The 13,696-nt window shown below is 62.0% G+C and carries 16 protein-coding genes; 5 read left to right on the top strand and 11 right to left on the bottom strand.

The features are described 5' to 3' along the window. The 6 genes from XI05_RS09780 to XI05_RS09755 form a co-directional block, all read right to left on the bottom strand. The coding region (locus tag XI05_RS09780; RefSeq protein ID WP_271500936.1) for an SH3 domain-containing protein at window positions 1-913 on the bottom strand (913 nt) is incomplete at its 3' end. A gap of 14 nt (window positions 914-927) precedes the next feature. After that, complete coding sequence (locus XI05_RS09775) at window positions 928-1,224, bottom strand: hypothetical protein (protein ID WP_036013050.1); 297 nt, start codon at window positions 1,222-1,224, stop codon at window positions 928-930. Window positions 1,225-1,329: 105 nt separating this feature from the next. Then, the gene (locus tag XI05_RS09770) at window positions 1,330-1,884 is read right to left on the bottom strand and encodes an inner membrane-spanning protein YciB (RefSeq protein ID WP_271500935.1); all 555 of its coding nucleotides are present in this window, start codon (window positions 1,882-1,884) and stop codon (window positions 1,330-1,332) included. A gap of 12 nt (window positions 1,885-1,896) precedes the next feature. Beyond that, the gene (locus tag XI05_RS09765) at window positions 1,897-2,472 is read right to left on the bottom strand and encodes a hypothetical protein (RefSeq protein WP_271500934.1); all 576 of its coding nucleotides are present in this window, start codon (window positions 2,470-2,472) and stop codon (window positions 1,897-1,899) included. A gap of 76 nt (window positions 2,473-2,548) precedes the next feature. Then, the gene (locus tag XI05_RS09760; RefSeq protein WP_271500932.1) at window positions 2,549-2,800 is read right to left on the bottom strand and encodes a hypothetical protein; all 252 of its coding nucleotides are present in this window, start codon (window positions 2,798-2,800) and stop codon (window positions 2,549-2,551) included. A gap of 128 nt (window positions 2,801-2,928) precedes the next feature. Then, window positions 2,929-4,326 carry a carotenoid oxygenase family protein gene (locus XI05_RS09755; RefSeq protein WP_271500931.1) on the bottom strand — a complete coding sequence of 466 codons (1,398 nt, stop codon included), beginning with the start codon at window positions 4,324-4,326 and terminating at the stop codon, window positions 2,929-2,931. 106 nt (window positions 4,327-4,432) lie between these two features. On the opposite strand from XI05_RS09755, the gene XI05_RS09750 reads away from it, so the two are divergent. Continuing rightward, window positions 4,433-5,164 (top strand): TetR/AcrR family transcriptional regulator, encoded by a 732-nt coding sequence (locus tag XI05_RS09750; protein WP_271500929.1) that lies wholly within the window; start codon window positions 4,433-4,435, stop codon window positions 5,162-5,164. Window positions 5,165-5,174: 10 nt separating this feature from the next. On the opposite strand, the gene XI05_RS09745 is transcribed toward XI05_RS09750, so the two are convergent. Continuing rightward, window positions 5,175-5,780 carry a hypothetical protein gene (locus tag XI05_RS09745; RefSeq protein ID WP_271500927.1) on the bottom strand — a complete coding sequence of 202 codons (606 nt, stop codon included), beginning with the start codon at window positions 5,778-5,780 and terminating at the stop codon, window positions 5,175-5,177. Between the two features lie 162 nt (window positions 5,781-5,942). Here XI05_RS09745 and XI05_RS09740 point away from each other — a divergent pair, with 162 nt between their 5' ends. Continuing rightward, window positions 5,943-6,506: an SET domain-containing protein gene (locus tag XI05_RS09740; RefSeq protein WP_271500925.1), complete on the top strand. Its 564-nt coding sequence runs from the start codon at window positions 5,943-5,945 to the stop codon at window positions 6,504-6,506. Between the two features lie 139 nt (window positions 6,507-6,645). Here the strand turns inward: XI05_RS09740 and XI05_RS09735 are convergent, their stop codons facing one another. The 3 genes from XI05_RS09735 to XI05_RS09725 form a co-directional block, all read right to left on the bottom strand. Beyond that, window positions 6,646-6,825: a hypothetical protein gene (locus XI05_RS09735; RefSeq protein ID WP_271500923.1), complete on the bottom strand. Its 180-nt coding sequence runs from the start codon at window positions 6,823-6,825 to the stop codon at window positions 6,646-6,648. Window positions 6,826-7,716: 891 nt separating this feature from the next. Continuing rightward, window positions 7,717-8,115, bottom strand: a complete 399-nt coding sequence (locus tag XI05_RS09730; protein WP_271500921.1) for a hypothetical protein — start codon at window positions 8,113-8,115, stop codon at window positions 7,717-7,719. Window positions 8,116-8,147: 32 nt separating this feature from the next. Continuing rightward, window positions 8,148-8,378: a hypothetical protein gene (locus XI05_RS09725; protein ID WP_271500919.1), complete on the bottom strand. Its 231-nt coding sequence runs from the start codon at window positions 8,376-8,378 to the stop codon at window positions 8,148-8,150. Between the two features lie 282 nt (window positions 8,379-8,660). Between XI05_RS09725 and XI05_RS09720 the strand changes: the two genes are divergently transcribed. The 3 genes from XI05_RS09720 (at window position 8,661) to XI05_RS09710 (ending at window position 12,311) form a co-directional block, all read left to right on the top strand. Further along, window positions 8,661-10,046 carry a tyrosine-type recombinase/integrase gene (locus tag XI05_RS09720; protein ID WP_271500917.1) on the top strand — a complete coding sequence of 462 codons (1,386 nt, stop codon included), beginning with the start codon at window positions 8,661-8,663 and terminating at the stop codon, window positions 10,044-10,046. A 1,002-nt stretch (window positions 10,047-11,048) separates the two neighbouring features. Next, on the top strand, window positions 11,049-11,897 hold the full coding sequence (locus XI05_RS09715; protein ID WP_271500915.1) for a tyrosine-type recombinase/integrase: 849 nt from the start codon (window positions 11,049-11,051) through the stop codon (window positions 11,895-11,897). 18 nt (window positions 11,898-11,915) lie between these two features. After that, complete coding sequence (locus tag XI05_RS09710; RefSeq protein ID WP_271500913.1) at window positions 11,916-12,311, top strand: tyrosine-type recombinase/integrase; 396 nt, start codon at window positions 11,916-11,918, stop codon at window positions 12,309-12,311. A gap of 60 nt (window positions 12,312-12,371) precedes the next feature. Here the strand turns inward: XI05_RS09710 and XI05_RS09705 are convergent, their stop codons facing one another. Beyond that, on the bottom strand, window positions 12,372-13,460 hold the full coding sequence (locus XI05_RS09705) for an ABC transporter substrate-binding protein (protein WP_271500911.1): 1,089 nt from the start codon (window positions 13,458-13,460) through the stop codon (window positions 12,372-12,374). Window positions 13,461-13,696: the final 236 nt, after the last annotated feature.

Genomic DNA, 13,696 nt, shown 5'->3' with positions numbered 1-13,696 from the left:
AATTCGTGACCTGGTTCGAGCACAGCGCGCGCCACCAGCCGCGGACACCATCGTGGCTCTCGACCAGACCCCAGAGCCCAGTGCAGGCGAAGATGCGCTTCGGGCCGCCGTCGGTGTCGAGCGCACCGCCGAGCTCGCGCTGGGCCGGCATCCATTTGGCATCGATGAAGGGCGCCTGAAACAGCCCGCCCATGCGCGTGGCGCCATTGGCATAGGCTGCGCCGAGCTTGTTCGAGGCGACCCAGCCGCGGCCGGCATAGGGCTTCGGCGCGCTGCGCGGATATCGCTTCTCGTCCTCGTAATCCTTGCCGGGCGGTCTCGCGCCTTCGATCAGGAACCAGCCGTCCCTGAAGCCGATGATGCGGAATTCGGTCAGCCAGCCGCCCTCGGGCGTGTTCTCGGCGCCGCCGAGCTTGAGCCGGTAGGGCGGCGGCAAGGTGCCGAGCACGCGCGCCTTGACCGACGGCTCGGCGCGCACGTTGAGGCCGCTGGAATCCTTGTCGATGGACCAGGCGCCGAGATCGCAGGGCTCGGTGCCAGCAGGGAGCGTCGCGCGCTTGGCGGCCAGCTCGACGTGCAGCCTGGCGAAATCGCTGTCGTCGTCGTCAGGATCCGGCTCAGTGCGCGGCTTCAGCTCGGCTGAAATTGCCCGCGTCGCATCCGCCGTCAGCGTGACGACAAGAGCTTGGCGCGCCGCAAAGGCGCTTGCCGGTGTCTTCGGATCGTTGGACGTCGTCGGATAGACGGCGAGATAGCCGGTAGAACCTTCGGTTCGATAAGCGGTGCCGGCAACATAGCCTGCCGGCACCAAAGCGAGCGCGCTTGCGCGCCACGCAGGTTCGCTGTCATTCGCGCGCGCTGCTTGTGTCGCGACAAACAGGATTGTCGCCGCGATGAGACGAAGCGTACGCATCGGCGCAGCGTGCGTTACGCCCGCGCGCCCGTGAACGGGAAGCTGCCCATCGGGCCGATGCCCATCTCGCCGCTGATGCTGTCGCCGGAGACCGTGCCGGTGAATTCGAGCGTGAGCGGCATCGGCTTGTCGATCGAGACCTTCCAGGAGACGTTGTCGCCGGAGACGGTGCCGTCGAAGATCTCGGTGGTATTGCCTTCCGCGCCCTGCGTGCCCGTGAGCGTGCCGCCCGCAGCCTTCAGGCTCAGCGTCGCCTGGCGCTCGCCCATCGGCGTCGTCATGGTCAGATTCCAGTTGCCGTCTACGGCCATTCCCGTCTCCCGAACAAATCTCGGCGGTCCGCGACGATCCGCGGCCGTCCTGAGCTGAGCCTATAGCGCAACTCGCAGGTCCTGCCTAACCCTGCGATATGGCAATCAGGCGCGGGCGGCGGCGCGCCGGCGGCTGGTGACGATGAGCCGCAGCACCACATACTGCACGGCGAAGGCGAGAATCTTGGCGCCGCCGGCGACCACCGTGATGTAGAACGCCCACAGCTTCAGATCGCCGGTGGAGGCGACCACGATCATCCCGGCGCCGATCACGAACATCAGCGCCGCCCAGGCATAGCCCGCAGCCGTCACATATTCCGGAACGGTCTCGGCGACGATCGGCGGCATGTAGCGCAGCATCCAGCCGCGCTTGAGCATGATGAGGCCGATCGCGAAATGCGCGATCGAGGGTTTGGCCAGCATGAAGCGCGGATCGTGGGTCAAGAGCGTGATCGCGCCCAGCACGACGACGAGCGCGAGGCTCGCATAGGTCATGTAGTTGAGCGCCTGCCCCTTGAGGCGGGCGTAGATCACCTGCGCGATTGCAGCGGCGATCGCCACCGATGTCGCCAGGATCACGTTGTCGGTGATGAGGTAGACGGCCAGGAAGATGATGGCGGAGAGGAAGTCGGAGGCGAGGCGGGCGAATACGTCCTTCATCGTCGATCCTGTTCAGCGGGCGTCGGGGAGGGCGCGGGCGGGCGTACCGTACTTGATCTGGCGATACTCGGGATACCACTTTGTGAAGTAGATCGCACTGTTGCGGGCGGCAAAGGCCACCGCAAGACTCGACCAGAGCGGCAGGCCGGGGACGTAGAGCAGCACGAGATTGGCCGCCGCCATCAACAGCGCGGCCGCGGTCCAGGCGCCGGTGATGATGTAATTGGCGCGGAGGAAGCCGGGCATCGCCGCGGTCTCGGCCGGCACCGCTTCAAGCGCATATTGCAGCGTGAAGGGATGGCGCAGCAGCATCGAGCCCAGCGCGATGACGAAGATTCCGACATCGACCGACAGCTTGACGCCGAGCGTGCCGAGCGCGGGGTCGATCAGCGCGAGGTAAAGGCCGATCGCGGCGAATACGAGCGCCGAGCCCGCGGCCAGGATCTTCACCGAGCGGCCGCGCACGACATCGATCGCGACGGTGGCGAGGCAGATCGCCGACGCCGCAAACACGCTGAGCATTGCCGACGTCACCAGCATCAGCAAGGCGAAGGCGCCGTAGGGTGCGAGGATCAGGAAAATCGCCATGAGCCGCCTCGGTCCGGTCGATCTTTACGATGTAAAGATCAGTAATGCCCCGGCGATGCCGGGTCAAGCGAAATCTTTACAGTGTCAAAATGACGTAAGCGACCTCCAAGGCGTGAAGGGCAGCAACGGCTTGGTCCAATGCCTCCTCGACCAATTCGGCCCAGGGCACGAGCGGCAGTGCGGCGGCGATCAGCAGACCGAGGCACAGCAGGATGCCACCGTTGAAGACGGTGTGGCTTCGCCGCACTCGCATCATCTGCACCATGAGCGCAGCGCCGGTCAGGGCGAGGACGACGAGCGAGCTTGCAATGATTGAGGGCATGGACATTGGGAAAACTCCTTTTCGTCATTCCGGGGCGCGCGTCAGCGCGAGCCCGGAATCCATCGGGCAGCAACACGTGTAGCGAAATGGATTCCGGGCTCGCGCCAAGTGGCGCGCCCCGGAATGACGAGGGGCTACGCCGCGCCGACCCAATTGCCGTGGAAGCCATCTGGCACGCGATGGCCGAGCTGGACCAAGGCCGCGGGGCCGGCCTCGATATCGGTGGCATTGAACACGGCGAGATCGCTGCGGTTCTCCCGTGCGCGCCAGACCACCGCGAGCAGCCAGCCGTCGCCCTCGGCCGCATCCGTCGACCGTTCGACGAACACCGGCTCGGAGATGGTGTCGCCGGCCGGCAGCAGGTATTGGCCGAGCCGCCTGCCGTTGCCGTCGACATGGACGAGGCCTGCGAGCGCGCCGAACATCGGCAGTTTCGGATTGGCGCAGGCGTACCAGCCGTGACGGCTCTTCAGCCCGGCGCGGCGGTCGTCGATGCGCGGGAATTCGCCGGTGAGATCGTCCAAATAGGTCTGCTGGAAGCGGTCGGTATTGCCGGCGAGATCGAGGGTCCAGCGGCAATGGCGGGCGCGCGACTTGTCGGGATCGGTGGGACGGCCGTCCGGATGCGGAAACAGCGGCGCCTCCTCGAACTGCATGACGTCGGCAACGATGCGTTCGCCGTCCTCCCACGCATTCATGACGTGGAAGACGTAGCAGGCCTCGGCGCGAAACCAGACGATGTCCTTGGCGGTGCCGCTGCGCTTCATCACGCCGACATAGGCGCCCTTGTTCGGCTCCCAGGCATAGGGCGGCCGTCCGCTCATCGCGCGCTCCATGCTGCCTGATATCGGCAGGATCGGAAACAGCACATGGTTCGCGGTGACGATGAAGTCGTGGACCATGCTGGCATAGGGCGCCTCGAACCGCTCGAAACGCGTCGCCTTGCCTGTTGCGTCGATCGATCCGTAGGAGAGGGCAGGGGTCAACGGACCTGCTGCATTGTAGCCGAAGAACACCAATTCGCCGGTGACCGGATCGATCTTGGGATGCGCGGTGAAGCTGCCGGCGACGCGGCCCTGGTAATTGTGATAGCCGCGCGTCGCCAGCGTGCCCGGCTCGATCTCCGTCGGCAGATGCGCTTCTTCCAGCGCCAGCAGCTTGCCGGCATGGAAGATGATGTTGGTGTTGGCGACGCCGCCGTCGGTCAGGTTCGCCGGTGCATCCGGCAGCTTGCGGCCGAAGCCGCCGAACAGTGCGCGGCCGGCGTCGTGCTCGGCGAGCCATTTCGGCGTGCGGACCCAGCGGTTGCGGTAACTGGCGCGGCCGTTCTCGAGATGAAAGGCGTGCAGCATGCCGTCGCCGACGAACCAGTGCGCGCCGGGCGAATCGAACTGCGGATTGGGGCCGTTGCGGTAGAGCGTGCCGTTCAGCTCGCGCGGCAATTCGCCGATGATCTTCAGGAAGGGCGCGTCGGCCTCGAACGGGATCGGCGCGAGATTGTTGCGGCGCTCGGCCAAGGCGTCGTGCTGCACGGCGAATCCTCCCCTATCTTTACAACGTAAAGATCGGATAGGCCCGATTGCAGCTTTCGTCAAGTGAAATCTTTACACTGTCAATATTGCGTCATATAGCTTGCAAATGGCTAAGACCGACACCAAGGGCGAAGCGGCGCGAAGCCCGCGTGCCCCGAGAAAAACGACCCCGACCGCGGCATCGCGCACCTCGCGCCGGGCGCGAAGCGCGAAGACCGAGACGCCGTACCATCACGGCGCGCTCCGCGAAGCGCTGCTGCAGGCGGCCGAACGGGTGCTGGAGCGCGACGGGCTTGCGGGCCTGACTTTGCGCGCGGTGGCCCGCGAGGCCGGCGTCTCGCATGCCGCACCGACTCATCATTTCGGCGACCTGACGGGCCTCCTCAGCGAGCTCGCGGCCGTCGGCTTCCGCCAGTTCAACGTGGCAATGGCCGCATCGTGCGATGCCGCCACCACGCCGCTCGAAGCCGCGCTGGCGCGGCCCAAAGCCTACGTCGCCTATGCGCAGGCCCATCCCGGCATGTACAGCATCATGTTCCGCACCGAGCGGCTGGATTATTCGAGGCCGTCGCTGCACGAGGCGGCCGAGGCGTCCTTCGCCGGACTTGCCAATGCGGTCGGCATGATGCGGCAGGAGCAGATCAGCGGCGATGCGCTGACGCTGAACCAGGGCGCCGCGATCGCACGCGCCTGGTCGCTGGTGCACGGCTTCACCATGCTGCTGCTCGACGGACGGCTGAAGGACATCCTCGGGCGGCTGCCGGAGGGGACGACCGCCGAGCGGCTGCTCGAGGCCATGCTGACGGCGCCGGTGATGCCGAAGCTTCCCGGGTGTTGAACCGCGAAGGCTAGCGCCTGGTCGCGAGCTCGACGGCGCGGCCGCGCGTGCCGATGATCTTGACCTCGTGCTTGCCGCAAGCAAAGCCGCGGGCGAGATCGTCGGCGGCCTTGCGCGCGAGCTCGTTGGCGTTCGGGTTGGCGACGGCATCGACATAGGCGACATGGCAGACCGGACCCGGCGGCAGCCGGGTCACGACCAGCATGGCCTTGGTGTTCGGCCGCCCCTGCTTGTCGGGATCGGAACTGTCGGCGATATGCCAGCGCTGGATGATCGCAAACGGCTTTGCGCCGGCAGCGCGCCATTCAATGGTGGTCTCCGACGAATTGAACGGCGCGAACCAGACTTTGGCTGCCGGTTCCTCAGCTGCTGCCTTGCGGCTGCGCCCGACCGAGACGATCTCGCGAAGATCGTCCTCGGCGACCAGCACCATCAGGCCGTCCTTGCCCGGACAAACCCGCGTGCTGCTGCCGTCGAGCGTGCTGGGCTTGCCGATCTGCCGGCAATCTCTTGGAGCCGTCGAGGTGTAGCTGCTGCCCAGGGATTGGGCGTCGGCGCTGTTCAGGCCGATGCAAGTCGTCAGGACGGCGAAGCCTATTGCAGCGATACGGTTCATGTGAGGCTTTGATGTCCTGGGAACTTCGTCCCATCAGACGTCTTGATTGTGGGCAAGGTTCAAACAGGGACGCGACAGACCTGACAGCAGCGCGGAATCGTTCTAGAAGAACTGCTTCGCCTCAAGCCGTGCGGCCTCGTTCGCGTTCTCATTCTCCAGATCATGCCAGCCACCTCGAACAAACCTTATCGCGTCGGCCGCTCCAAGACCGGGCTCGGCCTCTTCGCCACCAAGCCGATCAAGAAGGGTAGCCGGATCATCCGCTATTTCGGACCGATCCTGGACTCGCGGATTCCCGAGCAGGACGAGATCGAGAACAAATATCTGTTCGAGCTCAACGGGCGCTGGACCATCGACGGTTCGGTGCGCAAGAATCTCGCGCGCTACATCAACCATTCCTGTCGCCCCAACGCCGAGTCTGACGTCCGGCCGCGCGAGCGCAAGGTCTATATCCGCGCCATCAGGAACATCGAGCCGGGCGACGAGATCAACTACGATTACGGCACCGACTATTTCAAAGCCTATTTGAAGCCGATCGGCTGCAAGTGCGATTCCTGCGAGAAGAAGCGCAAGAAGCTGCGCGCCGAGGCGCGGGCGGAAGCAGCCGAAGTGAAGGCGCGGGCCGAGCGCAAGGCGCAGAAGGCAGGCGCGAAAACCACGTCCGTGAAAAAGAAGAAGCTGAACGGCAAGCACTTTGCCGGCAAGGTGGGCCACGCGAAGGCGTAGCCCCCACGCGGCGGCCGCCGGCTTTCACGATAGTCCCCTGATTGATCCCCAGGCTGCCTGCTGACATGCACCTCGAGAGCGCGAAGGTGCGTCCGCAGTTGAGGTCAGTTGGAACTGGGCGGAGTCACCACGTACGCCGTCATTGCGAGCGCAGCGAAGCAATCCAGAATCCCACCGCGGAAAGACTCTGGATTGCTTCGCTGCGCTCGCAATGACGCTGTTGATACAGCGCGTTCAGATGTCCGGCCGACACCCTGAGGCGGCCGCCTCTTCGGCGGCCCTCGAAGTGCGGCGGCCCGCTTGCATCGGGGTCGCTCATCCCTCGAGTCTCGCTGCGCGAGCGCCTCAGGATGACGGGACCAACACCTTACGCCGCAACGACACTCCCGAACTCCTGCGCAATCCCACATATTGCAGTAACCCCGCAGGATGGGTTGAGCCCTTGCCAAACCCATCGCTTTCCGCGCCGCTCGCCGTTCTCGCTGCCTAACGGCGAGGCGTCGGGCAAAACACCCAAAATCTGTCAATCTCGTCGCGCAAAATATATCGCTTTTCCGAATTTCGGATTTATGGCATACATCCGCCATCCTGGCCCTGCCGGAGGGGCGCTTCGCGATCGTCACGAGATGCGGGCCGGGGTGCGGTGGACGCGGTAGCGCCGGCGCGAGGTGCGTGAGGACAGGGCGGGCAACCGTGAGTCCCGGCACAACGCGCATACGACACGGCGCGGTCACAGCGGTTTGGTCGATGGTCTGGGGTGCGCACACTAAGCCCCGGGCGCTGAGGCCAAATCGTCCGCGGACGGAGAAGTCGTGTGGTCCCGACGCCCGGGGTCTGTGCGTCAAGGCTTGCGGTGATGCGGCGGCCCGACCGGGTACGCGCATTGATCAGCCGCGAGGCGACGGGGGCAATAGTGCAACGCTCCCCGAGGAGAGCACGAAGGACACCGTTAAAACCATCCGCGCAGGGAAGGCCGGGCGACCGGCATCACCTGTGGTCCACCCCGTGTGCATTTCCTTGTACACGGACTCGGGTGCCGCCGGCGCCTGGCCTTCCCTGCGCCCTCCGGCAACGAAGGGCGCAAGCAACGAAGCAAAGCTCGGGCGAAATCCGCCGCGAGAACGCGAGGTCATGCATGCATCCGGGTACGATCCGATATGACGAAGCCTCCGCGTTCCCCGGTCTGCGCCGCGGAGCTGGCACGAAGCGATTACGCCGTCACGACACTCCCGCTCTTGCGCAATCCCACATATTGCAGCTCGGCGAACACGCCGGTGGCGATGGCTTGCGCGACGACCATGAGTTCGCCGGCGAGGTTCGGCGACACCGCACCCGAAAGCAGCAGCGCGATGCTGCCGACGGTCCAGGCCGCATTGCCGATCACGACCAGCAGGACCAGCGGCTTTGCCAGCGTGGTCCGCGAGGCGAGCCAGCCGACCAGGGCGGTGTAGGCAATCAGGAACAGGCCGGTCTCGCGCAGCAACGCTTCGGGCAGGTTGAACAGCGCTGCGAACGCGCTCGCGCCGAAGGTGAAGCCGAGCGCGGCGACGCCGCTGAAGATGGCGTCGGCGAAGAGGGCGCGGCGCAGGAAGGTGGATGCATCGATCATCTTGGTCTCCTTGGTTGGGCTGGGGTGGAACTTTAGCGCCGACCGCGCCACCAGGCGCGGAGCAGGCGGGCGAGACGGAACGGGCAGAGGCTCCTGCCGACGCCGTGCTCGAAGGCGATGACCTGCGCGACGACATAGTCGCCGGTCGAATGCACCAGGGGCTCCGGCATGTTGAGGCTGCGCGCCAGCATCCGGGTTGCGAATGCCATGGCCCAGGGCAAGACGTGGTCTGCGACGGTCCGGTAGAGCAGCAGTGCGATCATGGTCATCTCCTGTTGCGACCGAAGATGCGCGCGTCCGTGCCCCGTTTCGATTACCTCGCGGGTAATAACGGGGCGCGTTCGGGACGGTTCTAATATGTTCAATGCCGTTCGCGACGTGCCTGAATCCCTTGAAAAACAAGAGCTTCTGCGTACATACGTGTCCGTCACTGTTTGTTCTCATTCGCCTCCAGCCGCTCGACTTGTTGGTATTTTTGTTGGTATCGGGAGAACAGATGTTCTTGGTGACTTCCGATATTCCGAGTAGGAGGAAGTCTAAAGCAGATGCGAAGCGACAAGGACAAACAATCCAACCCAGAGCAGATCAGGACCGACGTCGACTGCCGTGCCGCTAAGCCCAAGTTTGAGCACGGAGTGTGGAAAGCCAGAAAGATTTCCGACGCGACCGGCGGCGGTCTCTATCTCTTGATCAAGCCGGATCCAAACAAAGCGGGCAAGGCAGGATCCAAGCTCTGGCGGATGGCCTATCGCTTTCACGGTAGGCAGAAGACCTACTCCATCGGGTCTTATGGAAACGGTAGCGACGGCACCATCTCGCTCGCCGGGGCCCGCCAGAAGCGTGACGCCGCAAAAGCCCTGCTCGCACAAGACAGGCCGGTCGATCCCTCGATCGAGAAACAATTCGAACGGCACCGCCAGGCAGCTGAGCGTCCTTTCGGCATGTGGATCGACGAATGGCTTGCGGACAAGAGGACCGAAAAGATCAAGCGTGGTAGGCTCGTCACCGTGCGCAGTCCTGAAACAATCGCACTTCTCGAAAGATGGGCCGGCTATTTGAAGGATCGCTTCGGCAGGCTCTATCGGCCGGACATCAAGCGTCCCGATGTGCTCGCCTTCTTTCGGGGTATGCAGGTTGAAGGTAGATTGGAGACTCGTGATCGAGTCCACAGTATCGGCGAGCAAGTCTGCGACTACGCTGACCTGGAGGGTGATGGATACAATCCGTTCCGGACCTGCAGGAAGCAACTCAGTGTCAACGTCTCAACGCCACGGCCCGGCGTCACCGAGCTGCAGGACGTGGTTCGTCTGTTCCGGCTGATCATGTCGCCATGGGAGAAGGCCAGATTTGGCGATGTGGTCGGTGATGCCCTTCGAGTCGATGCGTTGACGATTCCTCGTCCGGGAATGATCAACTACATGGAGTGGACTGAAGTCGATTGGGATACTAAACGCTGGACCATCCCAGCAGCGAAGATGAAGACTGGATGGGATCACGTCGTGCCTTTGTCGCGGCAAACCCTCGCGATTCTTCAGCGAGTGCAGCGTATCACTGGGAATCGGCGTTATGTGTTTGCTTGTGCTAAGGACGCACCGCTTTCCAGCAGAACGCTCTGTCATCGGTTGCGGGCGCTCGGCATCGACACCAAGACCGAGCATTGCGCCCACGGTTTCCGCACTACATTCTCGACGCTTTGCCACCATGAGGAAATCGACGAAGCAAAGGCGTGGGACAGCGATGTAGTGGAGCTCCAGCTAGCGCATCTCGAAAGTGGCTCGGTAAAGGCGATCTACAAACGGCACGGGCCGCTTGCACTGATCGGCTCGCGCACCAAGTTGATGCAGCATTGGGCTGATCGAGTTGATAGCTTTGCCGATCCAAGAAAAATTGTGGTGACCTCGGCGGCTCCTGCCAGCACTGCGACAGGCTAAGCTGCAGCGCTTCTCTTTATGTGCTCGGCTCAATGCGAGGAAGGGATCTATGGTAGGCGTCGATGGAGTCGGCATCAACCATGGTCTGCCCTCCCATCTTGTAAGCGAGGATTCTTCCGTTCTTGATCAGTTCGTATGCCTTGGTTCGACCGAATCCACCCCGCTCCAAAGCCTTCTTCAATGGAACCAGGTTGCGTTTCTGACTGGGCGCGCCGCTCATTGTCGTCGATTCTTCCCGTGCTAGACTACTCATCGTTGCCCCGCCGCAAAAAGACAGCGCTACGCCAATTCAATTCATGGCTTTGGTCTGCGGTCTAGTGAAGGCAGAGAAGGCTTCGAGCATTATGGGACGGCAGAAGGATCCGTGATTCATTGTGGGCCAGCGAGATCGAATGAGAGCATAGGGCTCATTTTACGGTGATTGGCCTTTCGCAGCGTCGTTCGGAATGGCGATCTCTGTTGGGCGCACACTTGCTGCGTTAGGCCGCTCAAGCCGACCCATCATGGATTGGAGCGAGAGTTCAATTTTTTCAGTTAGTTAGAAGAGGTCGTGTGCACGACGTGTGCACCGGGAGATCAAGAAAAATCTCACTACAACCAACGTGAGCAGGCCGGTGGTGCATGTACAGGATCTGCATTTCGATGGTAGGAGGCGGACGAGTGCTAAACGAACAGTCTCAATTGCTCGAAATTGAATGATCGAAAATCGTGGGTTTGACTCCCACTCTCTGCGCCATTTCTACGCCGCAGCTCTCCCCATTATCCGATTATCCGAATCTACCGCAAAGCCACCGAAGAATTCCGCGATCTTGCGGTAATTCCTCGCGTAAGCTGTAGTTTTTCGCCGTGGGTTCGGAGGACGGTTCTTCCGCCAGTATATTGTTCTCCACTGTTCGCAGCCGTTCGAAGTCCACAGCAAAATCAGTAACTTGCGCCGAAGACCTGTACTTCGCAGTTCCTCGGTGTTCTCCCTAATCGGGATGCTGACCGTAGCTTTAGACCGTGGGTTCGGAGGACGGTTTTCTCGGAGGAACAATGGCTGGAAGGCTGAAACCACTTGACGTAGAGCGCCAAAACGAGCCCGGCAAATATGCGGACGGCGAAGGTCTCTACTTGATCATCAATGGACCGACATCGAAGAGCTGGTCCTACCGATATTGGAAAGACGGCAAGGAGCGCTGGCACGGGCTCGGCTCCTTCAAGGATGTGTCGCTAAAGGATGCGCGGCTCGCTCGGGACGCAGCCCGGCTGCGCGTGAAAGGCGACCGCAGCACGGCCGGCGTTGACATTGTTCAGGAGAGGCGAAAGGAACGCGAGGAGACGAAAGCCGCCGAAGCTAAAGTGGTATTGTCGACGTTCGAAGAATGCGCGGAAGCCTACATTCGGATGAACTGGTCGATGTGGAGCGAGAAGCATCGCGATCAGTGGCCAGCCTCTCTCAAGCGCTACGCCTATCCCATCATCGGCAAGCTGACGATCCCCGAGATCAAGCCAAGCCACATCCACGATCTGTTACAGCCGATCTGGGTGGAGAAGCCTGAGACTGCGAACCGCGTCCGCGGCCGGATCGAAACGATCATTGCGAAGAACGTCGACATCGACGATCCGGACTTCCGCAATCCGGCCGAGCTCACAAGGCAGTTGCGCGAGAAGCTGCCAAAACGAGCCAAGCGGTTGGTTCGACATCATCCGGCGTTGCCTTATTCCGAAGCGCCGGCCTTCATGAAGCTCCTTGCGGGCGCGCCCGGTACTGCCGCCGCGATGCTTCGCTTGCTAATCCTCACGGCTTGTCGCACTAACGAGGCGGTCGAAGGGCATTGGTCTGAGATCGACCGGCCGGGCTCGACCTAGAAAATCCCCGGCGAGCGAATGAAGATGGATCAGGACCACCACGTTCCGTTGTCGGATCCCGCGTTGGCGATCCTCGACGAGATGCGCGATGGTCGCCAAGGCGAATTGATCTTCACCAACCCCGATGGCGGGGCATTCTCCGAAAACGCGATGCTCGCGGTGCTTCATCGGCTCGGCTATGGACACGTAACGGTACACGGATTTCGATCAACCTTCGCGACTTGGGCTGAGGAATGCACCGACTACCCGGATGGTGTGCGCGAGGCCGCACTGGCTCACAAGTACAAAAGTGAGACCACCGCAGCCTATCAGCGTGGTCAGAAATTAGAGAAGCGTCGGGCGCTAATGAAAGATTGGGCCGCATTCCTGAGCGGCGCCAGCGTGGCCCAATTGGTTGACTGGAGAACAGCGTAATGCGTCCGGTCAACACCAAGCGAAGCGTTTCGCAAATGGTCAGCTAGGGGCCATAAGCAGTCATTCGATCACAGTATCAGCGGCTGTGAGCAATGTCGGCGGAAAGTCCAGCCCTATCGACGTTGCCACTTTTTGATTGAGTACGAGTTCGTATTTGGTCGGCCGATAGAATGGGATGTCGCTCGGCTTTGCGCCGCCTAGCAACTGAGCTGTCATGTTCGCGACCCGACGCATCATTTCCAGACCATCGAGAGCATACGACATTAGGCCGCCGGCCTCTGCAAATGAACGATATGGATAGATTGCAGGGACACGAAATCTGGTAGCGAGTTCAGCGATAAGCCGACGATGGGTTCGGAGTTCGCTCGTTTCGCTTACGATCAAACCATTCACTCCTTCCCTTGCCATGGCCTCAAAGGTGTTTTCGCAAGCCGCACTGTCGATCATTTCACCTCCGACGATCACGCTGCTGTAACTGCGTTCGTAGGCTGCACGATCAAGGTTTCCCGCGACGACGACATAGGCCGCTCCGATGCCACTTCGCTGTGCGGCTTCGCGAATGTACTCGCCGGCCCCCTGTGGCGCGGGCGTGAGACTGATGGGATTGGCAGTTAGATACCCGATCTTTGTTACTGCACGCGCTACTTCCAAGAGAAGTTGAACGCGCTTGGCCCAGATTTCCAATCCTGAGTCGAGCACCACGCCGGTGAAATTTCGGTCGGGCCGCGACAAGCTACTCGCAAATCCGAACGAGACTGGATCGGCTGTGGGAGCGACCATGGGAATGCTGGCGGTCAACGCCATGACTTCTTTGATGAACGTTCCCGAAAACGGCAAAATCACGTCGGGACGTCTTGCGACAATCTGGCGCGCGAGTTCACCAATGCGGGCTGACTGACCGAAGGCCGAATGCCGTTCCACGATCAGATTTTGTCCTTCGACGTAGCCGAGCCTGTTCAACTCCTGAAAATATTCCTTGAACCCCAGGCCGGTTGTCAGTTCCTCGGGAGAGTCCGTCGGATGAAAAAGGGCCAGCCGTTTTAAGCCGGTAGGTCGACCGCTTGTCTGAGCCGAAACTGGACGTACAAAACCAGCTGCTGTCGTTACCGCGGTTGCCGCAGTACTCGAAATGAAATCGCGCCGCCGCATTGCCGCCCCTCTTGCTAAGGACCAGCTCTGAGATGAGCAGGCTAGCACTTTGTGGTGAGGCCGTGGAGGTCAAAGGACCGCTTCGGGTCAATCGCGTCGGTTTAGTCCCGTTTAAGTTAGGTCGGGTCCTCCCCTGACAGCCGACATATCCTCGGCCGTGCGATGCGGCAGCGATGGGCCATGTGTGGACGGCTCCGGGTTGGCAAGGAGAATCCTCACGTCGCAGATTGGTCGGA

It is taken from the genome of Bradyrhizobium sp. CCBAU 11357 (assembly GCF_028128865.1).
GTDB lineage: Bacteria > Pseudomonadota > Alphaproteobacteria > Rhizobiales > Xanthobacteraceae > Bradyrhizobium.
The sequence above is the reverse complement of the archived record's forward strand: the minus strand, read 5'-3'. Positions and strand labels throughout refer to the sequence as shown.